The sequence below is a fragment of the Bacillus cereus group sp. MYBK220-1 genome (assembly GCF_051916445.1).
Classification (GTDB): Bacteria; Bacillota; Bacilli; order Bacillales; family Bacillaceae_G; genus Bacillus_A; species Bacillus_A cereus.
The window spans coordinates 26,722-47,286 of sequence record NZ_JBQAGQ010000001.1; the positions used below are offsets into that span (position 1 = coordinate 26,722).

Sequence of the window (20,565 nt, forward strand, 5' to 3'; positions counted from 1 at the left end):
TTTACAGTTTGAGGACTAAGAGAAATTCTTTTACTGTTTAGGAATTTATTCTGCAATGCTCTCATGGTAAATGACTAGATAGTTTAATTATGCTTGTGCTGAAGTAAATAATGACTCCATTTTCAATTTGCTCTTCTCTCGAATTTCAGCATCTGCGTGTCTCATAACGTATTTATGCGCTACAGCGATTGCTAAAACATCATCTAATAAGCCAATCCCAATAATAGCAGCTATATCTGGAATGAAATCAATTGCTAATACGTAATAAGATAAAGCGGCTAATATTATGAATTTCGCTTTAGTAGGTAATTCTTTCTTTTTCATTGTGTAGAATAAAATAATACTTTCATATACGCTGGATTTACCGAGGTTTACAGAGCTTTTTTTGAACTTTTTCCAAAGTGTCTGTTTCTCCATATAAACACTCCTTTTACAAAAACATAGATTTTTTAAAAGGATGGACAAAGAAGTGAGAGATTAATCAATTTTATTGTTTTTCTTAATTATATATTTCCATAAAAATAGGGGAATACCTGTTCAAAATAATATATATACTATGCAACGATTCACAGTGTTCCGTTACATAGTATATATATTGTAAGATGTATGTGGGTGATTTAGTTATTATTATGCATTTTATAAGCGGTATGGGGGAAGGAAAATGAAAATAATAGAACTACCAATTGAATTCGAATTTAATGGGCAAAAACAATGTATTTATCCAAGTTTAATTATAGTACATAATGAATTAACGTTAGTCGATACAGGATATCCAAGCTTTTTACCTTTAATTGAAAATGCAATGTTAAAACATGGATATGAGATGAAAAACTTAAAGAATATAATTATTACCCATTATGATGATGATCATCTAGGGGCTTTATATGATTTCAAATTGAAATATCCTCAAATTAATATTATTGCTAGTGAAATTGAATCTAACTATATTAGTGGTGATATAAAATCAGAGAGGTTGGCTCAAGCTGAAAAAATGCTAGAACGTATGCCAAATGAAGAAAAAGAATTTGGTAAATGGTTTATACAACAGTTAAAAAATATAAAACATATTTCCGTCGATGAAAAAGTACATGATGGTCAAATGATTTTGAATAATGAATGTCAAATAGTAGCGACGTCAGGACATACTTCGGGGCATATTTCATTATATTTTCCGAATTTAGACTGTGTAATTACAGGAGACGCAGCGGTTCAAGAGAATCGAGAGTTAGTTATAGCTAATCCGAATTTTTGTTTGAATATAGAAAAAGCAAAAGAGTCATTAAATAAGATTAAAAGTCTTAAAGCAGCGCAGTATTATTGCTATCATGGAGGAAAGCTTACTGTATAAACTAATGAAAACCGGTCTTTCCTAAATCGAAAAGATCGGTTTTTTAGTTCATATATTTTGCGATTTCAACCAAATCAGTAACATTATATTTCGGTAAAATTGAAATATATATGCAAAGAAGAATATATATAATTTGAGCAAGGGTATAGGGGGAAAAGATGGGTTCGTGATTTGATGTAATAGCAAATGTTATTTTATTTTATCCTCGAAATGACATGAAATTGAAACACCATATCGCAAAATTAAGTGAATTTGAGTGGTTTCGAAGGCTACACGAAGATACAAAGTATACAAGATTAATTTGGAGTAATAGAAAAATTAAAAAGTTCATTCTATCTTCTACTAATATGCAAGCATTAATAAAATCTGAGAAAAAACAAAAAGAATTTGTCCATCTAGTACAGGATGAATATAAAAAAAGAAGATAAGAATTTTTTTATTTTTCATATTTAGCGAAACAAATGGTACAATGAAAGCTAATGTGAAAAATAAGGAAAAGAAGTGGTCTATTTGAAAAACTTTTTAGAATTAGGAATTAGTGAAACTTTTAATCATACATTACGTGAAAATGGAATTACAGAAGCAACACCAATTCAAGAGAAGGCAATTCCAGTTATTATGTCAGGTAAAGATATTATTGGGCAGGCGAAAACAGGAACGGGTAAAACGTTAGCATTCGTGTTACCGATTTTAGAAAAAATCGATCCAGAGTGTAGTGATGTTCAGGCTTTAATCGTTGCGCCAACAAGGGAACTAGCCCTGCAAATTACAACTGAAATTAAAAAAATGCTTGTTCAAAGAGAAGATATTAATGTACTAGCGATATATGGCGGGCAAGATGTCGCACAACAGTTGAGAAAATTAAAAGGTAATACACATATTGTTGTAGCGACACCGGGACGATTATTAGATCATATACGCCGTGAAACAATTGATTTAAGTAATCTTTCAACGATTGTATTAGATGAAGCGGATCAAATGCTTTATTTTGGTTTCTTATATGATATTGAAGATATTTTAGATGAGACACCTGGTAGTAAACAAACGATGTTATTCTCAGCAACGATGCCAAAAGATATTAAAAAATTAGCGAAGCGTTATATGGATGAGCCGCAAATGATTCAAGTACAAAGTGAAGAAGTAACGGTAGATACAATTGAACAGCGTGTCATTGAGACGACAGATCGTGCAAAGCCAGATGCACTTCGTTTTGTTATGGATCGTGATCAGCCGTTTTTAGCAGTTATTTTCTGTCGTACAAAGGTTAGAGCAAGTAAGCTTTATGATAATTTAAAAGGACTAGGTTATAATTGTGCTGAACTTCATGGTGATATACCTCAAGCGAAACGTGAAAGAGTTATGAAGAGTTTCCGCGAAGCTAAAATTCAGTACTTAATTGCAACGGATGTAGCAGCTCGTGGACTTGATGTAGATGGTGTAACGCACGTATTTAATTTTGATATCCCTGAAGATGTAGAAAGTTACATTCACCGCATTGGTCGAACAGGACGTGCAGGTGGATCAGGTCTTGCAATTACGTTCGTTGCAGCGAAAGATGAAAAACATTTAGAAGAAATTGAAAAAACGCTTGGTGCACCAATACAAAGAGAAATAATCGAACAACCGAAGATAAAACGTGTAGATGAAAATGGAAAACCGGTACCAAAGCCGGCTCCAAAGAAATCAGGTCAAAATCGTCAAAGAGATAGCCGCGAAGGTTCAAGAAGTGAATCAAGACGTGATTCGAGAAATAGCTCGAGAAGTGATTCAAGAAATAGTTCTAGAAATAGTTCTAGAAATGAAAATAACCGATCATTTAATAAGCCAAGTAATAAAAAAGGTTGTACAAAGCAAGGTCAGCAAAGACGTGGCCGTTAAATAGTTATAATTGTAAAAGAGTCGCAAAATATTGTGGCTCTTTTTTTGTTTGTATACAACAAGGATGATGGCAAGAAAAAACAAAAATTTCATTCACCGTATTTGAAATTTATAAAGGGAATTTTATAGTCCAAAACCAGTAGAGCAAGGGTATTACTACCATGTCGCAATTCAAGAACAAGTGCAACTTATGCATGAAAAATATTTAAGCGGAAAAATCGAGAGAAAGCAATTTGTAACATATTCAAACGGTACGGGAATGTTATGCAGTAGCAAAAGAGAACGGAACTTATTATGTCTATTATTTCGGCAGAACACTTTGGTTGAAAGAAAAGGTATTAAAGTGAGCGAGTATTTTCATTACACGTTCCGCAATTATCGAAAGGGGACAAGAGAAGTTTATGAAGAATTTAACTCGTATTGGGGTACGATCGTTGGAAACTGGAAAAATAATTTGTTCTTTTTGTTCGATGGGGAACTCAAGAGGCACAACTGCCATCCTTATTAGTAAATTGCTTACTATGATGATGAAGGTAATGAAGAATGAAGTTACCAGAAGGGACAGCATGCGAAATAAGAAAAAAGGACTAGCAGTCGTACCTGCCGTCCTTTAATAGGAGAAAAAGTAATCTTGTTTAGAACTACGCATAAACAGAAAATCTGCTTGTAATTAGTTTTACCCTAAATATACGTGTCTATACAAAAAAGGGATAAGTAAAAAATACTTATCCCCGGAAGGGAAATCCCAAGCACCAAAATGGCTCGTATTGGTCTGCAGGTTCAAAAGTAGTATATGTAAAACGAAAAATCTCATACAAAAAGCAGACAACGATTTTGGTTGTCTGCCAGTGAGTTCAATGAGTTAGCTAATTGTGATAATTTGCATCCCCATTGCGAGAAGAGTGAAGCTGCTAGTTCAAACAGCTTGTTGGTATTATTTTCGATTTCTTAAAAAATATACAGAGAAAGCAGATAAGTGAAGAACCTACCTGCTTTTGCTGTAACAAAAGAAAGAGGTATTAGCCGTGGAAACGGCGGCTTGAAAATAGTATGTATTTTTGTTTGAAAAATATTCAAGAGGTGAAGAAACATGGAATGTTTAAAAGGTGTTTGTGAAATTAATCAGCTAATTAGTAAAACAAAATAGTTATTTGGGAGAAAGGGAAAATGAATATGAGATGAATTGAAGCTGTTGAAGAATTATTTGAAGTGATGAAAGAATACTTTTGGAAGGGAACATCTTTAAAGGGTGAAGCTAATGATTTTAATATTGTATCTTGGCTAATTGAAGAAGCGATCCGTAAAACAAAATAAAGATTTCATTTTGTAGCAATGGGGAATAGATATGTGTACTTATTGGGGGAAAGTAGATAGGGCAAGAACCGGAACAAAATAAAAGAGCGGCTAGCAAAAGCTAACTGCTCAATACAAGGAGATACAGAGAAGACTACTTTAAATGAATGTTGGCATACAGCCTACATACAGTATTGACCGAATATTTATTTTAAATTCAATTTATTTAAAGTAAACATCCCAACAGATAAAATGGTTGCGCCTGCTACAGAACCTAGCCAGTCTCTCCAGCCTAATGTATTTAAAGATGCATCTGTTAAATCCGTAATTAAGAAGATAGCAAACATTAATACACCAAATGCTAAGCATCCCCAAAATGTTTGCAAATATTTAATCATCTTCTTTCGGAACTTGCTCATATAAATCACCCTTATTAATAATTTATATTTTTATAAATAAATTATCGCATGTGCGAAAATTAAAAGTGCGAAATATGCAATATTACATATTGGAACTCAACAAAATACTCCATTGATAAATACATAGATTGAACGGAGGGGGAACCGTATCGTATGAATCAAATGTCATTTTTTGAAGTCATCGATGTAAAGGAGATGCGCTGACTTGTGGTGAAGGAGCTGAAAAACTACAAAGTATTGTGCGTCTGGATGAAGAATCGAGAAAAATAGGATCAAGCGGAGGGCATCGTTCTTTTAAGTGAAATTGCAATTCAAGAATTAGGTGAGTTTTGCGATAGATTCGGTAATGAATTAGTTATTCACGCTGTTAATAAAGCAATTGATGAAAATGTACCAAAGTGGAGATATATTCGCAGTATTTTAAGTAGTTGGGAAAAGGAAAAAGTAAAAACATTAAATGATGTCGCTGCTTTAGATACTCGATTTGAAATGAGTAAGAAAAATAACAAACGTACTGGTAAAGGTTATTCCAAACGAACGGAAGTTGTACCGGATTGGTTACGCAAACAAGAAGAACAAGAGCCAATACAGCAGCCACAGCAAACTCAAAGCGATGATCTTGAAGATAATAAGAAACGTTTGGATGAGATTCTAAATAAATATAAAAATACTAAAGGAGAGTAAGGTATGAAAAACACAGGCGTTGCAAGAAAAGTGGACGAGCTAGGTGTGTAGTAATTCCAGTAGAGTTACGCAGAACTTTAGGGATTGTCGAAGGAACGACAATAGATTTTCATGTCGAGGGTGAAAACATTGTTCTAAGAAAATATGAAAACTCATGCTTTGTGACGGGTGAAGTTTCTGAAACCAACATAGAGTTGCTAGGTGGCCGAATGTTTTTAAGCAAGGAAGGGGCAATTGAATTACTGGATCTTATTCAGAAGAGTGGGATGGCACATGCCTAAGCAACTAAATATTTTCGATGTAGAGCCAGCAATTTGTGAATTCGATGTAATGAAAGCCAATATTAAGAAAGGAACTGGGCGCAATACATACGCTGATGTACGAGTCCAAGTCCCAAAGAATGCAAAGAGTACGGATGAGTTACCACGCACAACTAAGCAAGATGATCGTTATGACATCTTTGAACAATATGTAATGGCAATTTGGAGATTTCAACGGGCTGTAGATAAGTTTTTTAATTGGGATACAGCTGAAGAATTGTGTAAGGAAGCAAGGGATAAAAAAGAAATAATTCCGATAAGGGTTTATTTAGGAAGTGGCTTTAAACCTGATGTTGTTGAGTACATGAGGTAGTAAAAGGGAGATGGACATATGAAAAAAGTAGAAATTGATGTTAGTAATAACAAGCTTTTAATAGTAAAGGATGGAAATGTTACAGCATTCAATCCACCGGAGAGTGGTTTTGGTGAGCAAGTTGCTGTTTGGATAAACGGTAAAGTTGATCGTGTAGATACTAAGTTTACTGAAAAGATAAAATAATCATTTTAAGAAAGTAGGTTCGCTTATGAGTGTAGCGAGAAATCATGAAGCGATGAAGGAATCACGGTTGAAGGTATACATCGCTTTAGAAGAAGCTAACTTCATTTGGGATGAAAGAGATGTAATTCGTTTTCGTGAAATGTGGAGTCAAGGCATGAGTTTACCAAAGATGGCAAAAGCGTTAAGGAGACATCAAGCTGAGGTTGCTATCCTTGTAATAGATCAGGCTGATAAGTATTTAATTAAAAATCGTCCGATAGGATTAGGGATTTGCTAAATAGGAAGGGGAAAGCAAAATGAATTTAACTAAAATATTCAGAATGCAAAAGGTGTTAGATACAAGAATCATTGAGGAGCATGGATTAGAAGGGCAAAATTTATTTTACAATATGATTCTTGCATTACAGGTTGAAATTGGAGAACTTGCAAATGAAACAAGATGCTTTAAGCATTGGAACAATAAAGGACCTAGTGAAAAAGAAGTTATTTTAATGGAGTATGTAGATGGATTTCATTTTATATCTTCATTAGGGAATGGCATCGGATTTAATCCTAATGAATATAGCCTGAAGTTATTAGAACATAATGCAAACGTCTATACCGCAAGTACGCTAGTAAATCAATTTAACAATGTATATGAAGCTTGTATCGGAATTTCGTGCAACTCAAGACATTGAGCTTTATGAGGAATTATTGTACTCGTTCTTAGGTTTAGGTAAGAAATTAGGAATCACATTTGAAGAGATTGAGCAAGGTTATTACAAAAAGAATGAAGTGAACCACCAGCGCCAAGATAACGGATATTAAGACCAAATTTGAATTTTATAAAAATAAATATTGAGGATAATCCTTATAAATAAAGGCTCCACTCTCAAAAGGGTGAGAGTGGAGCCTGTGGATGATATTACTGAGTTCTTGGGATGGTGAACATCAGCACATAAATAATAGTATGAGTATTCAGAAAAATCATTGAGTAAATGTTTCCGATTTTTCAAATTATAGTTAATTGATTTTCATTAAACAAATGCGTTATTTGAATAGAAAATGGCAGGTAATTGACTAAGTTACCTGCCGTGTGCCTAAAAAGTCCGGAGGGGTAAAGCTCCATTTTTAAAGAGTGTAGTCATGGGAAGTTGACTTGAGGATAGTTTGTGTAATGTAAAAAAGATTATTCGTATAGGAGAATGAAAAAAGAGCACATATCAAATATGTACTCTTGAAAAAAGGAGGCTCCTATAAGCGATGAAACATAATACTACAACATATGATTGCCTCATTTAAAGGTGCAAGGAATGTACAAAATAGTTATTGTGTTGAACAAAAAAACATGCACAAAAATTGTGCATGTATAGTAAAAGCTATGTCTTGTCTATGTAAATATATGCTTAGTTTATATAAATCGTGTGTATGTTTGAACGAAATGGTTATTTGCAAATATAAAGAGCGCTTTTTAAGGCGCTCCATGACCAAAACTAAAATTGAAAAAGAATACCACATGATATTTTATGTATGTTCTTAATACATGTGCAGATCTTTCTTTTGCACAACAAAGCAGCTAGTTAATAAAACTAACTGTTTGTTGTACAAAAGAAACGCTCCGCTTACAGAAATAGTTTGTAACTTTAAGTTACAAAAATAGTATGAACAGGGTTGAAAATGTTATGCAGAGATGAAAAAAATAAAATAAAAAAGAGCACCATGCATAAGTGCTCTTTAAGATAGGAGGTAACACTTTGAGCTGAACGGTTAGGTTAAAAGTATATGTTATAGAAAAGGAATAAGACCTAAAACTTATTTTTAACTAAATGCAAAAGAGAGCAGCTAGCATAGCTAGCATAGGCTAACTGCTATAAGAACATTACATTCACGAATTTAAGGAGTATAAATATTTCGTGAGTTTTGTATAGTATGGACAAAAATATCAAGTTTATGTAATGAAAATTAAAATAGAGCAGTCATTTGCATTAACTGCTCCATTTAATTAAAAAAACTTTTTACATAACAATTTAATCCTTTGTAGAAAACTACGAGGGGTTAAATTGTTCAAAGAGTATTCCATTTGAGGTCTAATTAATTTAAGTTCTTAAATGAAATTTTGAGGAAAACATTCACGAACACCAGAATTTCTTAATGAATTAAATAATGCTGCACTGATTCTTAATAGGACGTTGTTATCAGTTCCATCTTCTAAATCGTATATTACAAAGTATGAATTGTCGACTGTGAAAATACATTTTCGTTCTAATTTAAATCCAGGTGGTACAGTTGGAAGTGTATCAACTGGTTCAATTACAGGTGTATCTCCTTCATCTCTGATAAAATTGAAAGTTTGCTGATCAATTTCGTAGATATTAACTGGATCAATTTCTACACCTTTATCTGGAATTGTAATTTCATCTTCAACTAATAAGAAAAAGCGTTCGTTTCGAAAATTGAAAAGAGATCTTGCTCCAATTTCAAATGATGCCATTTTATATTAACCTCCTTAGCAACTTTTTTATAGGTTTAAAGTCACTTTTATACAATATGTTAGATTAATAGATTTGGTTACGGCATGTACTACGTAAATTACTAAATTAGGGGTCTTGCCCTATGCCTATCAAGCTAAGGTTATGAAGTATTCCAAAAACGATAACAGAGCTTCGTTGTTACAAGAAAGTTAAAATTTTCGTTCTGGGAATCTATTAGATTTTAATTTGATGGTGATGGGGTAGTGCATGTTTTTTGGGAAAAGCGTATTAAAAAATAAATAAAAGCGTTATTTTATAGTGATATAAAAAGAGTACATATCGAATATGTACTCTTGAAAAAAGGAAGTGTAAATAAGTGATGAAACATTATACTACAACATATGCTTGTCTCATTTAAAAGTGCAAGGAATATAACAAAATAGTTATTTTAATAAAAAACGGGGAAATGAGGGGAGTGAAAAGAAAAGAACCCTTTATATAAAGAGTTCTTCTGGCAATTTAATCTATTAATTGCACTCGTGGTAATATTCATTACATGAATCGTTATTATCGTTACAGCAGATACAAAATGTTTTTTGAATAAATAAACTAACTACACTAGCAGGACCTTCCTGCTTTGTAAAAGTAAGACTTTGAAAATCTTCAACTTGAAATATTTTTGTTTGAACGGGTTGTAATGTAGTAGTAATTGGTAGGCTAGATCTTCTTGTTAGAATAGTTACTTGAACGGGGGCACTCATGCCGACAACAAATAACTGAATTAATGTTTTATTGTGATTGTTGGTGAAATCTTCAAATACTGTTTGTGGAGTGGTATCTAGGAGGTCGATAGATATAGGTATATTTCCATTTAAATTTACTCCTGAACCACCAATTGTATGAGTCTCAACAAAACAGTTATTTTTTTGAGGGTCCGAATGCGCTTGGTTTTTATAATACTTTTTACCATCTTTATAAAAGTAATCAGCCATATGAATTTAAAGCTCCCTTCTTTTAGATGTCTATATAGTCTATTTAATAAAGCGAAGTAGTGCTTGTACAACATAATAAAATCCGCTCTCGTAATTATTTGAAAATTAAAGAGCGCCATTCAAGGCGCTCTCGGATAAACAATAATATTGAAAAAGAATACCACATTATATTTTATGCATGTTCTTAATAAATGTGCAGTTTTTTAACAAAATCCTTATTTGAAAACAAGAAGCCCTAGAGTTAGGGCTCTAGGGCTTCTTGTTTTGGTATTCTCACATGGTTTTTCAAAAAGAATAGAACATATTGAAGATAACATGTGAATGTTTCATAAATGTATCAAAAAAGTGAACAAAATTGCTATTGCAGAAGAAGCAGAAATGAAGTTTCTAATACGTAAGTACGTGAAAGGTATTATTTCCAGTGGATAAAATGCGCATGGGACACTTAATCATTATTTTATCGGGGGAAAAGAATATGTTATGAACTTGGTTGAATGAAAAAATGAAAATTTTACTTTTAGAGTGAAACTAAACAAAAACGCTATTCAGTAGAGCTTTAATTCCATGGGAAAAGAGCACTTCGTAAAAGTGCTCTTCTGACCCAAATCCATTTTGTAAAAGAGAGGAATACGTAATATCATATGAATTTATTTTTAAATGTGTTTAAAATCGTATAAAAACTTCATTTTATACAATAAAACAGCTAGCGTGATTAGCTAGCTGTTCTGGTAAAAAAAGAAAACGGTGCTTATTAAATGTTAATTGTGTAATTGCAAATTACAACCATAGTATTCGCAGAAGCGAAAATGCTATGCAAGAAAGTTAAATAAAAATTTCATTTTGTGTAAAAAAACCCTAGTTCCCTAGGGTAATGATATAACAGCCAAATATATTTTATCCTTTTATATCGTAACGTAATATTACGTTGAAAACATCAGGTAAATGAAACCAATTACAGAAAATAAGAGCAGCTAGCAAAAGCTAACTGCTCTCCAGAAAAACGTTAAGAAGGAAGTTCAGAACTCAAGTGCATTTATAGTATGGACGGAATATTGAATTTTATTCAGGGGATAGAGCGAAATGGGTAATGCATGTACATGCCATATAGATAAAGATAAATGCTTTTGGTGCAGAGTTCGGATTGGGACATTTGGAACTAACTCATCGCAAGGAGTGTTTATGTAACTTTCTAATGGTAAAGAATTTAGATTTCATACACATGATATGAATAGTGCTCATGAATTAGCTGATGCATTAAGTGATAATGTGGTCAAATTGGATATACCAAACGATAACAACTTAGACAAGCCTAATAGAATTAAAGAAATCATCAATTCTTAACAAAATAATCCTTTTGTTTATAGAAAAACAAGCTACCACGTTTCATTGATTGGGAATCTTTTCTAAGGTATTCTTAAGAGGATGGGAATAAAAAGAATATCTTCGAGAGGAAAGGGATTAATTTATGTTAGGAAATTGGTTTGATAAATTAAAAGAACCTAAATGTATACATAGATATAAACTTATTAAAAGTCATGACAATGAAAATTTTAAAACTGGTAAGATGGGGATAGTTATTAGTTATTAGTTATTAGTTATTAGTTATTAGTTATTAGTTATTATAAATGTGAAAAGTGTGGGAAAGAGAAGGAAATCAGCAAATATACTAATGATGTTAATAATGACTATTGGGATATATAAAATAACATTCGAATATAGTCCGGCTAGAAAACTAGAGGACGCCAATTCATTAAAGCAGCAATGAAAGCTGTTTTAGGAATTGGTGTCCTTTTTATTTTGAAAAGGGAGATGGGGAAATGAGGGTGTTAAAGGATTAGTTACATGAATGGAAAAGTCAATCCAAGCAAGGAAAGAAGAAAAATAAGACAAAACCAAAAGAGAAATTAAGTACTCGTGAAATTGAGGATTTAATGGGGATGCATAGACCTTGTTATGAACGAAGACGTGGAGCAATAAGACAAAAGTAATCTAAAAATAAAAGGAGTGGTCTTACATGACTAAACAATTATCTTTTTTACCAAAAATTGACAGAAAAGCGACACACGAAGAATTAGAAGGTGTTTTGGAAAGTGTACGTATACATAGACAATTTGGGATGATGCGTAAAGAAATGAAAGGCACTCCTTCTTATGAAATACGTGAGCACGGTCCTACACATGCTGTTGGTAAACCGTTAGAAGATGTTGCTATAGTAAATATTCAACAAAGCAAACGAGAAGAGTGGCTTGAAATAATGTCGGTACGTATTGATCAGTTTTTAAATCGATTAGGAAACGAACGTGCAGGAAGTATTCAGAGAGATATTATTTATAAACGTTATTTAGAAGATGAGGACGTGTGTGATTATATGGTTTATAACGAAATAGGGATGTCAGAGCGTACTTATCGACGTTGGAAATCTAAAGCTTTTTATAAACTTGCTTTTGCGCTCGGATTAGAAGTTTACGAGACAGAAGAAACGGGAGGTAATGAATAATGAATTTCGTTCAACCAATACGTGATCCAGAGCAAATACAGCAGCTTAAAGAGTATTTTAAGGAAAAGAGCTTACGTAATTACATTCTCTTCATTATGGGCATTAATACAGGTCTTAGAATCTCGGATATTTTGAAACTGAAGGTAGGAGATGTCAAGGGCAGTCATATATCTATGAGAGAAAAGAAAACAGGGAAACAGAAACGAATACAAATTACTGCAGCACTGAAAAGAGAACTGAAATGGTTTATTGAAGAAAGGGAAGACAATGAGTATTTATTGCAAAGCAGACAAGGTAAGAATCGTCCTATTGGTCGTAGCATGGCATATAAGATATTAAGCGGAGCAGCGTCAGAGTTCGGGTTGGATGAAATAGGAACACATACGTTAAGAAAAACATACGGGTATCACATGTACATGCAAACAAAAAACATAGCATTACTCATGGAGATATTTAATCACTCGTCAGAGAAGGTCACGTTACGTTATATAGGTGTAAATCAAGATGCAATGGATAAAAGCAATGACTAGGTTTAAAATCTAAGCATTGCTTATTTCTTTTAAATCTAGGGGTATCGTAGTATTTTTGAAAAAACACGTTAAAAGTATGCAAGGTTTTATACAGTTTTTTGGCTAATCCAGTAACAAACAATAACCCTAAAATCGCGCTAGGATAGGAATGTATAAAAAATGCATAGATCCATAGAACAAAATAGAAGGTTCCTTTCTGTCGATAATGAGACGTTATGTTAATTAGGTTTGGATATTGTATACATCGTCTTTTCTTCAACTAAGAGTGCAGATTCATACAATAGGAATTATTTTTAAAATTATAAAATAAGAAAAAGTGAACCTATATTAATTCTGATAGAGCTATGTTATAATCAAAATAAGGGTTTTACCCTTATTCCCTTTTTATAGGAGAGTGTTTAACATGATTATCAAGTTCATTCGTTTACGTTAATTTTAAACACAATTCGTTATGCCTAACTATTTTTTTAAAAAAATATGTGGGTTTATTTGATTGTGTCTTTTTTATTAACTAAATACGAATGAAATGAGGAGTTAATCATGACTGAAAAGATTATTAAAATTAATGAAATTGATATATGTACAGAGAGCTTTGGCGATTCAGCAGATCCAGCAGTCTTACTGATTATGGGAGCCATGTGTTCAATGGTTTATTGGGATGAGGAATTTTGTCAACAATTAGCTGATACCGGCCGATATGTTATTCGTTATGATAATAGAGATGTCGGACGGTCAACTACTTATAAACCGGGGAGTTCCCACTATACTGTGGTAGATATGGCTGATGATGCGATTGGAGTACTCGATGCATATCATATTGACGAAGCACATATTGTTGGAATGTCATTGGGTGGAATGATTGCTCAAATTGTAGCCTTAAGGAACCCTCAGAGAGTTCTAAGTATAACTTTGATTGCATCAGGTATTTTTGGTTCTGAAGACAACAACAGGAATTTACCTCCGATCGATGAGAAGATACTCGCTTACCATGCTAATGCGGCCAAACTAAATTGGTCAGATGAAGAATCTGTTGCAAATTACTTGGTTGCAGGATCAGCTTTACTCTGTGGTTCAAATCATAAATTCGATGAGAAGAGGGTTTATAAGCAGGTAGAAAAAGAAATAAAACGAGCAAATAATCTACTCAGTATGTTTAATCACTCCCTTCTTAAAGGTGATGATTCTTATGAAGGGAAGTTAAAAAGAATCAATATACCTACTTTGGTTATCCATGGTACAGAGGATATAGTGCTTCCATACGAGCATGGTCTTGCTCTTGTTGATGAAATTCCCCATGCTTTGTTACTAACCCTAGAAGGGTCGGGTCACGAGATTCACTGTGACGATTGGAATCATATAATCAACGCTATTTCGAATCATACTTCAGTCCTATAATCATTATAGGAGCCGTATAAAACAAAAAAGATTTGGAAAAAGGGTTACAATCGAATCTGTAACCCTTTTTTTCTATTAAAAATCATTTTTGGAACTGTTACTCAGTTAAAAAATATTAATGCTCAGTGATTGATATTTCCTTCCTATAAGAGGAAAGTATGAAAGAATAGAATTTAATTGAATATGTTTTCTATTACCCGTTTCAAGCTTTTCCCCATACCTTTTACTGCCCATACTAGTTTAAGGAACACTTTAAAGATAGCATCCCATACGTGTTCATTAATAAAAAATTCGTATACTTTCTTTAACCACTCTTTCGGGGATTTACTCTTACGTTTAAACCTTTGCCAATGCGTTTCTTCACTAGTTTTCATAACTACCCCTTCTTTCTTAATCGAATATGCTTTCTATTAGAAGTTTTAACACCTCGCTATAATGATGAAAAGAACGAGGTTTATCATATCTGGCAATTTAATCACTCCTAATTTTAAATTAAATTCATTATATAACGATTTCTAAATTTTAAGTTAATTATCGGTGAGAATTAAGCAAAATTTAAACAAAAACACTTATATTAGGCTTTAGTTACAGGTTTTCCCCCTATAAAATCAACTATTTGCGCCACCAACTATGGGGTACGCGAATTACTTTGATATTATCTTTGAACGAACAAAATAACTCCTTTCGAAAAACAAATGAACTGATATTAATCAACTTCCAATAACGAGAATTATGTAAATAAGCTGTCCACATGGGCAGCTTATTTTATTTTTGTCTTAGCTTGTTTTTCAAAATATTAGTGGTATCTCAATACGGTTACTCCTAATTTTCGTACTGTGTAACTCAAAAGAGAAAGTGAAATGAAATCAATGATACCAAGGGATTAAACAAAGGGTTCAGTTACACACAATATAAGATATGGGTAACTTGCACAGAGAGGGTGTCTACCTTGTTTTATTTTAATGATAGAATATTAAATATGGAAGGGAGTGTCATAAATGGAAGAGGAATATAGAAAAAGAGAACTTGAAATTAAAAAGAAAAGGGTGCTAGAAGAGTTGAAAAATAATAAGTTTGAGTTTAAGGAACTACAACAAAATATAACGAATCCTTTGCAAGATATACTTGCATTTAATCAATCTGTAGATAAACTGAACAAAACCATTCAGAGTACATATAAAACTAATTCTGAATTAATGCAACAAATTGCTCAGAATGCTCAGAATGCATTAAAACAGAGTATATATAAAACTAATTCTGAATTTGGATTATATTTTTGTTGCCAGTTCATAATAATTCTCCCTCATACAAACAGTTTAATTATATTATACAGTTATTAATGCGAATGTTAAGAAACCTTGATATGAATTAAGGTAAATTTAAACAAAATAGTTATTGTAATTAAAAAGCAGTTAACTTTCGCTTGCTGGGGGTTCTTTTTATGTAATTTAGATAAAGAAACTATCCATTAAAAATATAGCCCCTATCAAAATTAGAGAATCAACTAAAATCAAGAACTGTTTTTTCTGTGGCTTTCGAAATTCCTTTATTAATCTAAAAACTGCATTTATTCCGAAACAGATGTATAACAAAATCATTATTGTTTTTAACATTACTAATACTCCTAATATATTAATCATTTAATTATATAACGAAAAATATATCCATATAAGTTTTTAACAAAATACTTATTTTAGAGAAAGGGATTGTCTAAAATAAGTATTAAATAAAATAAATGAAGATATATATGCAGGCGAAGAAAATGTTAAAAATTATTAAACCAACAAAAGCGAACGTTTTAGCTATACCTTTCGGAGCAAAAATAGCTAAAACGATTGAGATAGGTATCAAAATTAAAAAAGGACCGGCAAAATATAGATTGAAAAATAAGAATCCAGTTAAAAACATTGAAATGAAACCAAAGTATTCTCTCATTGTGTTATCCCTTCTTAAAAAGTGAATTATGCAGATTATCCCATCGAGAAAATGAATCAAAATGATTATGTAATAAAATTTTTATTTGGGGTAAATGGAATTGTTATAAATGTATTTCAGCTAGCCCCAAACATAGCCCCGATGATAGTAGCAATAATAATGGAAAAGAAGGGGTAGAAAATACTTACAAGTATAAAAACTATAATAGCAAAATTCCTTCCTATACCTTTTGGAGCAAAAATAATTAAAACTAGTGATACAAATATTAAATAAATTAAATTACTATCACTATAAAAATTGAAAAATACGATAATAGTTAACAAAATTGAAATGAAACCAAAGTATTTTCTCATTACTTTAGCCTTTCTTGAAAAAATAAATAATACAGATTATACCATAAATGAATAAGTTTGAAGTGGAATTTTAACAAAAGCGTTATTTTATTAGAAAAGTATGATTGTATGAAATAACATGTATGAAAGAAGAGGCGTTAGCAAAAATATCCCTTAACGAAATCGGATTTATTTTTCAGCAAAGTAACCTTCTTAAGTGACTCATGTTGTATAGGTAGTAGAGAAAACAGAAAGAGTTCTTTTTATGGAGGACGGAGAAGTTGTTAGTGAAATACAACTAGGCAAGTTTAGGAATGATGATTTAAAAGCGCGAGAAGAGAAATTGTTAAAATGGTTAGCTGTACTCGGATTTTAAAGACAAAAACTCCTATTGAATATAGGAGTTTTTTCTTTGTTTGAAAGTTCGAAAAGATATATAATAATTTTCTGACTATTAATTTATGGAGGGGTATTAATGAAAACTGAAACGTTACACACACAAGAAGACATTTTAAAAATGCTTGATTCATTATTAAGACCTGCAGAACCATTTTGGAATGAGTTTTATGAGAATAGAGAAAAGGATGTTCCGTTTTTTGAAAATGTTCCAGATGAGAATCTAGTTTCGTATATACAAAAAGAGAGAGTCTCAAAAGGGAAGGTATTAGAACTTGGATGTGGTCCAGGTAGAAATGCCATTTATTTAGCGACTCAAGGATTTGATGTAACAGCAGTGGATTTATCTGTAGAAGGCATTAACTGGGCAAAAGAGAGGGCATTGGCAAAAGGGGTAGAAATTCATTTTATTTGTGATTCAATTTTTAATTTAGAGGTTCAAAACGAATTTGATTTTGTATATGATTCGGGCTGTTTGCATCACATTCCACCGCATAGAAGAATAAATTATGTGGATTTAATTAAAAACTCATTAAAATCGGGTGGTTATTTCGGATTAACATGTTTTGCAGCAGGCGATTTAGATGAGCGAAATGGATCAGAAATAACAGATTGGGATGTATATAGAGAATGGAGTCTACAAGGTGGTCTTGCATACTCGGAAGAAAAGTTAAGAGAGATATTTAAAGAATTTGAGGTAATTGAGATTAGAAGGATGAAACAAATAAAACAACCGAATGAAATGTTTGGAGAATCATTTCTTTGGACAGCATTATTTAAGAAGAAATAATAAAGTAGATAATTGACAAACTCATCGTTTTTATAGACAATACACTTATAGGAATATACGTTCGGTTTTTGGCCGACTTATGTTTTACATAAATATATAACAAGGGGCTGTCTCCATATGAGTAACACAAATCAAAAAATTACTACGTTTTTAATGTTTGAAGGCAAAGCTGAGGAAGCAATGAATTTTTATACGTCGCTATTTGATCAATCGGAAATTGTAAGTATTTCTCGCTACGATGAAAATGGACCTGGTAAAGAGGGAACTGTAATTCATGCAACTTTTACGTTAAATGGCCAAGAGTTTATGTGTATTGATAGTTATGTAAATCATAATTTTACATTCACTCCAGCTATGTCTCTTTATGTAACTTGTGAGACAGAAGAAGAAATTGATACGGTCTTTCATAAACTAGCGCAGGATGGAGCAATTCTTATGCCTTTAGGTTCTTATCCGTTTAGTAAAAAGTTTGGCTGGTTAAATGATAAGTATGGTGTATCTTGGCAGTTAACTCTTGCTGAATAAAAAAGAAAAAGCGTAGCTTATTTGTTTGTAAAAGATGTTCATCTTGTATGGAATGAAGTTTCTAGGGTTTTAAAGAATAAAGGTATTCTTATTGCTGGATTTACAAATCCGTTACTATGGATTTTTGATGATAACCAAGAGCAAAAAGGTATTCTTGATGTTAAACATTCAATTCCTTCATCAACATTGGATTATTTACCAGAGGATGAAGTTCAAGATTACATCGATTCAAATCAAACAATAGAATATGCGCATACTTTAGAAGACCAAATCCAAGGCCAAATTGAAGCTGGTTTTGCTATAACAGGTTTTTATGAGGATGATTTTGGTGGAACAAGGATATTAGATAAGCATATTAAAACATTTATTGCGACAAAAGCTATAAAGTTAAAGATGGATTAAGAATTTTTGCTTGTCATACGGGGCGTTAGTCGAAGAATGCTCTTAAAATAGAAAAGGATGGTGCTTTCCATCCTTTTCCTTATGTATTTTGAGTGTCGAAACTATTCTCAAAACAAGTTTTACACTACCAATTGTATAATTAGGTTATGCTTTTATATTAAGAATTTTGCTGACCAAATCTTTTCCCGAGTTTAGCTAACAATTCAGGTTGATCGCTTTGGCTCATTATAACTTCAATAAAGATAAGTTGATTCTTATTAAAAGTTATATTTGTTAAGACTTCTGCTAATTCTGCTTCATTTTCTACTTTAAATGTTAGACTTTTTTCTTCTGACCCAAATACCATTGATAGTTTATTGTAATCCCACATTTGTATATCATTATAAGGTTGGCTTTGGCCGTGAATGGCACGTTCAACAGTGTATCCGTTGTTATTGATTAAAAATATAATCGGTTTTAAATTATGACGTAGTACAGTTGATAACTCTTGGGCAGTTACTTGGAAAGAACCGTCACCAATAATTAAAATGTTGCGCCGTGATAAATTGGCGAGCTGTGTACCAAGTAGAGCAGGCAGTGTGTAGCCGATAGATCCCCATAACGGTTGTCCTACATATGCAGTGTTATTAGGTAGAGGGATAGCAGCACTACCAAAGAAAGGTGTTCCTTGCTCTACAATTAAGACGTCGTTTTCTTGTAAGAAATGGTACATTTGCTGCCAAAAACGTTTTTGTGTGACCATTTGTGCTTTTGGAATGAACTCTTCAGTAAAAGGTGATGATTCTAAAATAAATGGCTTAACGTCAAGGGTATCTTTATTACGAAGCTCAATTGAATCACTTAAATGTTGTAAAACATCCTGCATTACAACTGGACCGTATTTTTTATCTATAATTTTCACAGTGTAGGGATGGATTTCTATAACTTGTTCTTTTGTAAAACCTTGTGTGAAGCCGCCTGTAATAGTATCAGTTAACTTCACACCAATACTAATAATACAATCAGATTCATCAATTCTTTTTCGCAAGTACGGAGAACTTACATCACCAGTATAAACCCCTATAAATTGAGGGTGTTTTTCTGGGAATATTCCTTTTCCCATACTGAACGTCGCGATGGGAAACCCAGTTTTTTCTACGAATTGATGTAAATTTTCTTTAGCGTGAAATCGATCTACTTCAAAATCAGCTAAAATAACAGGTTTTTTGGCACTATTTATTTTTGAAATGGCATGTAGAAGCATTTTATTTAATGCTTCTTTATTACTTAAAATAGGTTTATTTATAATAGGTTCTGTCGGTTTATTAATTGGTTTATTATACACATCAATCGGCAAATTAATATGAACAGGGCGTTTTTCATTCCAACATGCACGTAAAACACGGTCAATTTCCTCAGCAGCATGCTCAGGTGTTACATTTGTTTGTGCTATAGTGATTTCTCGATACATATTGGAAAAGTGATCGAACTTTCCATCTCCTAACGTATGATGGACGATTGCTCCATTTTCCATTACTTTTGTTGGTGGCGTACCTGTAATTTTTATAACTGGCACGTTTTCCGCATATGAGCCAGCAATACCGTTAATAGCGCTTAATTCTCCAACACCGAAAGTAGTAATAAGAGCGGCGATTCCTTTTATGCGAGCGTACCCATCTGCTGCATATGCAGCATTTAATTCATTACAATTGCCAATCCACTTTAAATTTTTATGTGCTACCACATCATCTAAAAAGGCAAGATTATAATCACCAGGAACCCCAAATATATGTTCAATTCCTAATTCGTGTAGTCTATCCAATAAATATGTACTTACAGTATATTGTTTTTTCAAATGAATCATCTCCTAATTATGCAATGAATGTTTCAATAGACTGAAC

Annotated in this window: 18 protein-coding genes and 7 pseudogenes; 19 read left to right on the forward strand and 6 right to left on the reverse strand. The window is 32.5% G+C overall.

Translation table 11 applies throughout. The annotated features are described in order from the left end of the window. Window positions 1–87: 87 nt before the first annotated feature. Window positions 88–417, reverse strand: a complete 330-nt coding sequence (locus ACTFRU_RS00145) for a YkvA family protein (RefSeq protein ID WP_000415083.1) — start codon at window positions 415–417, stop codon at window positions 88–90. 244 nt (window positions 418–661) lie between these two features. On the opposite strand from ACTFRU_RS00145, the gene ACTFRU_RS00150 reads away from it, so the two are divergent. The 3 genes from ACTFRU_RS00150 (at window position 662) to ACTFRU_RS00160 (ending at window position 3,226) form a co-directional block, all read left to right on the forward strand. After that, window positions 662–1,348: an MBL fold metallo-hydrolase gene (locus tag ACTFRU_RS00150; RefSeq protein ID WP_440037371.1), complete on the forward strand. Its 687-nt coding sequence runs from the start codon at window positions 662–664 to the stop codon at window positions 1,346–1,348. A gap of 215 nt (window positions 1,349–1,563) precedes the next feature. Then, a complete protein-coding gene (locus tag ACTFRU_RS00155) occupies window positions 1,564–1,776 on the forward strand; it encodes a hypothetical protein (RefSeq protein ID WP_003270560.1) in 213 nt (70 codons plus the stop codon). A gap of 73 nt (window positions 1,777–1,849) precedes the next feature. Further along, window positions 1,850–3,226 carry a DEAD/DEAH box helicase gene (locus ACTFRU_RS00160; RefSeq protein ID WP_440037372.1) on the forward strand — a complete coding sequence of 459 codons (1,377 nt, stop codon included), beginning with the start codon at window positions 1,850–1,852 and terminating at the stop codon, window positions 3,224–3,226. Between the two features lie 1,499 nt (window positions 3,227–4,725). On the opposite strand, the gene ACTFRU_RS00165 is transcribed toward ACTFRU_RS00160, so the two are convergent. Continuing rightward, window positions 4,726–4,938, reverse strand: a complete 213-nt coding sequence (locus ACTFRU_RS00165) for a hypothetical protein (RefSeq protein WP_000033159.1) — start codon at window positions 4,936–4,938, stop codon at window positions 4,726–4,728. Window positions 4,939–5,232: 294 nt separating this feature from the next. Between ACTFRU_RS00165 and ACTFRU_RS00170 the strand changes: the two are divergent. From ACTFRU_RS00170 to ACTFRU_RS00195, 6 genes and pseudogenes are all read left to right on the forward strand, one after another. Then, window positions 5,233–5,622, forward strand: a pseudogene (locus ACTFRU_RS00170) (DnaD domain protein); the annotation flags it as partial. 3 nt (window positions 5,623–5,625) lie between these two features. Continuing rightward, window positions 5,626–5,903 (forward strand): annotated as a pseudogene (locus ACTFRU_RS00175) (AbrB/MazE/SpoVT family DNA-binding domain-containing protein). Then, the gene (locus ACTFRU_RS00180) at window positions 5,896–6,255 is read left to right on the forward strand and encodes a hypothetical protein (protein ID WP_016122507.1); all 360 of its coding nucleotides are present in this window, start codon (window positions 5,896–5,898) and stop codon (window positions 6,253–6,255) included. Before ACTFRU_RS00175 ends, ACTFRU_RS00180 begins: the two are co-directional and overlap by 8 nt. Window positions 6,256–6,273: 18 nt before the next feature. Continuing rightward, entirely contained in the window at window positions 6,274–6,441 is a 168-nt protein-coding gene (locus ACTFRU_RS00185) for a DUF3954 domain-containing protein (RefSeq protein WP_006923988.1), read from the forward strand. Window positions 6,442–6,466: 25 nt separating this feature from the next. Beyond that, the gene (locus ACTFRU_RS00190) at window positions 6,467–6,718 is read left to right on the forward strand and encodes a hypothetical protein (RefSeq protein WP_006923989.1); all 252 of its coding nucleotides are present in this window, start codon (window positions 6,467–6,469) and stop codon (window positions 6,716–6,718) included. A 19-nt stretch (window positions 6,719–6,737) separates the two neighbouring features. After that, window positions 6,738–7,248 (forward strand): annotated as a pseudogene (locus tag ACTFRU_RS00195) (dUTP diphosphatase). A 1,276-nt stretch (window positions 7,249–8,524) separates the two neighbouring features. Here the strand turns inward: ACTFRU_RS00195 and ACTFRU_RS00200 are convergent. Both ACTFRU_RS00200 and ACTFRU_RS00205 read right to left on the reverse strand, forming a co-directional pair. Further along, window positions 8,525–8,911, reverse strand: coding sequence for a hypothetical protein (locus tag ACTFRU_RS00200; RefSeq protein WP_006923995.1), 387 nt, complete (start codon window positions 8,909–8,911; stop codon window positions 8,525–8,527). A 507-nt stretch (window positions 8,912–9,418) separates the two neighbouring features. Further along, window positions 9,419–9,883 (reverse strand): hypothetical protein, encoded by a 465-nt coding sequence (locus ACTFRU_RS00205; RefSeq protein WP_016122509.1) that lies wholly within the window; start codon window positions 9,881–9,883, stop codon window positions 9,419–9,421. A 1,465-nt stretch (window positions 9,884–11,348) separates the two neighbouring features. On the opposite strand from ACTFRU_RS00205, the pseudogene ACTFRU_RS00210 reads away from it, so the two are divergent. The 4 genes and pseudogenes from ACTFRU_RS00210 to ACTFRU_RS00225 all read left to right on the forward strand — a co-directional run bounded on the left by ACTFRU_RS00210 (window position 11,349) and on the right by ACTFRU_RS00225 (window position 14,305). After that, a pseudogene (locus ACTFRU_RS00210) lies at window positions 11,349–11,584 on the forward strand (hypothetical protein). 313 nt (window positions 11,585–11,897) lie between these two features. Beyond that, entirely contained in the window at window positions 11,898–12,380 is a 483-nt protein-coding gene (locus ACTFRU_RS00215) for an ArpU family phage packaging/lysis transcriptional regulator (protein ID WP_049107806.1), read from the forward strand. After that, a pseudogene (locus ACTFRU_RS00220) lies at window positions 12,380–12,923 on the forward strand (site-specific integrase). Before ACTFRU_RS00215 ends, ACTFRU_RS00220 begins: the two are co-directional and overlap by 1 nt. Before the next feature lie 527 nt (window positions 12,924–13,450). Further along, window positions 13,451–14,305 (forward strand): alpha/beta fold hydrolase, encoded by an 855-nt coding sequence (locus ACTFRU_RS00225; RefSeq protein ID WP_440037373.1) that lies wholly within the window; start codon window positions 13,451–13,453, stop codon window positions 14,303–14,305. 173 nt (window positions 14,306–14,478) lie between these two features. Here the strand turns inward: ACTFRU_RS00225 and ACTFRU_RS00230 are convergent, their stop codons facing one another. Next, a complete protein-coding gene (locus ACTFRU_RS00230) occupies window positions 14,479–14,679 on the reverse strand; it encodes a hypothetical protein (protein WP_000858032.1) in 201 nt (66 codons plus the stop codon). A 624-nt stretch (window positions 14,680–15,303) separates the two neighbouring features. Between ACTFRU_RS00230 and ACTFRU_RS00235 the strand changes: the two genes are divergently transcribed. From ACTFRU_RS00235 to ACTFRU_RS00260, 6 genes and pseudogenes are all read left to right on the forward strand, one after another. After that, complete coding sequence (locus tag ACTFRU_RS00235; RefSeq protein ID WP_049107764.1) at window positions 15,304–15,645, forward strand: hypothetical protein; 342 nt, start codon at window positions 15,304–15,306, stop codon at window positions 15,643–15,645. A gap of 407 nt (window positions 15,646–16,052) precedes the next feature. Beyond that, window positions 16,053–16,265: a hypothetical protein gene (locus tag ACTFRU_RS00240; RefSeq protein WP_006924012.1), complete on the forward strand. Its 213-nt coding sequence runs from the start codon at window positions 16,053–16,055 to the stop codon at window positions 16,263–16,265. Between the two features lie 542 nt (window positions 16,266–16,807). After that, window positions 16,808–16,948 (forward strand): annotated as a pseudogene (locus tag ACTFRU_RS00245) (ABC transporter ATP-binding protein); the annotation flags it as partial. A 99-nt stretch (window positions 16,949–17,047) separates the two neighbouring features. Then, window positions 17,048–17,758, forward strand: coding sequence for a class I SAM-dependent methyltransferase (locus ACTFRU_RS00250; protein WP_049107766.1), 711 nt, complete (start codon window positions 17,048–17,050; stop codon window positions 17,756–17,758). A 117-nt stretch (window positions 17,759–17,875) separates the two neighbouring features. Then, window positions 17,876–18,283, forward strand: a complete 408-nt coding sequence (locus ACTFRU_RS00255; RefSeq protein WP_000072493.1) for a VOC family protein — start codon at window positions 17,876–17,878, stop codon at window positions 18,281–18,283. A gap of 12 nt (window positions 18,284–18,295) precedes the next feature. Further along, window positions 18,296–18,685: pseudogene (locus ACTFRU_RS00260) on the forward strand (SAM-dependent methyltransferase); the annotation flags it as partial. Between the two features lie 157 nt (window positions 18,686–18,842). Here ACTFRU_RS00260 and ACTFRU_RS00265 read toward each other — a convergent pair. Next, entirely contained in the window at window positions 18,843–20,528 is a 1,686-nt protein-coding gene (locus tag ACTFRU_RS00265; protein WP_440037374.1) for an alpha-keto acid decarboxylase family protein, read from the reverse strand. Between the last annotated feature and the right edge of the window lie 37 nt (window positions 20,529–20,565).

Bases quoted from the DNA above. Each gene is read 5' to 3' on its own strand.
- ACTFRU_RS00145 (WP_000415083.1), bottom strand. From the start codon at position 417: ATGGAGAAACAGACACTTTGGAAAAAGTTCAAAAAAAGCTCTGTAAAC.
- ACTFRU_RS00150 (WP_440037371.1), top strand. From the start codon at position 662: ATGAAAATAATAGAACTACCAATTGAATTCGAATTTAATGGGCAAAAA.
- ACTFRU_RS00155 (WP_003270560.1), top strand. From the start codon at position 1,564: ATGAAATTGAAACACCATATCGCAAAATTAAGTGAATTTGAGTGGTTT.
- ACTFRU_RS00165 (WP_000033159.1), bottom strand. From the start codon at position 4,938: ATGAGCAAGTTCCGAAAGAAGATGATTAAATATTTGCAAACATTTTGG.
- ACTFRU_RS00180 (WP_016122507.1), top strand. From the start codon at position 5,896: ATGCCTAAGCAACTAAATATTTTCGATGTAGAGCCAGCAATTTGTGAA.
- ACTFRU_RS00185 (WP_006923988.1), top strand. From the start codon at position 6,274: ATGAAAAAAGTAGAAATTGATGTTAGTAATAACAAGCTTTTAATAGTA.
- ACTFRU_RS00190 (WP_006923989.1), top strand. From the start codon at position 6,467: ATGAGTGTAGCGAGAAATCATGAAGCGATGAAGGAATCACGGTTGAAG.
- ACTFRU_RS00200 (WP_006923995.1), bottom strand. From the start codon at position 8,911: ATGGCATCATTTGAAATTGGAGCAAGATCTCTTTTCAATTTTCGAAAC.
- ACTFRU_RS00205 (WP_016122509.1), bottom strand. From the start codon at position 9,883: ATGGCTGATTACTTTTATAAAGATGGTAAAAAGTATTATAAAAACCAA.
- ACTFRU_RS00215 (WP_049107806.1), top strand. From the start codon at position 11,898: ATGACTAAACAATTATCTTTTTTACCAAAAATTGACAGAAAAGCGACA.
- ACTFRU_RS00225 (WP_440037373.1), top strand. From the start codon at position 13,451: ATGACTGAAAAGATTATTAAAATTAATGAAATTGATATATGTACAGAG.
- ACTFRU_RS00230 (WP_000858032.1), bottom strand. From the start codon at position 14,679: ATGAAAACTAGTGAAGAAACGCATTGGCAAAGGTTTAAACGTAAGAGT.
- ACTFRU_RS00235 (WP_049107764.1), top strand. From the start codon at position 15,304: ATGGAAGAGGAATATAGAAAAAGAGAACTTGAAATTAAAAAGAAAAGG.
- ACTFRU_RS00240 (WP_006924012.1), top strand. From the start codon at position 16,053: ATGCAGGCGAAGAAAATGTTAAAAATTATTAAACCAACAAAAGCGAAC.
- ACTFRU_RS00250 (WP_049107766.1), top strand. From the start codon at position 17,048: ATGAAAACTGAAACGTTACACACACAAGAAGACATTTTAAAAATGCTT.
- ACTFRU_RS00255 (WP_000072493.1), top strand. From the start codon at position 17,876: ATGAGTAACACAAATCAAAAAATTACTACGTTTTTAATGTTTGAAGGC.
- ACTFRU_RS00265 (WP_440037374.1), bottom strand. From the start codon at position 20,528: ATGATTCATTTGAAAAAACAATATACTGTAAGTACATATTTATTGGAT.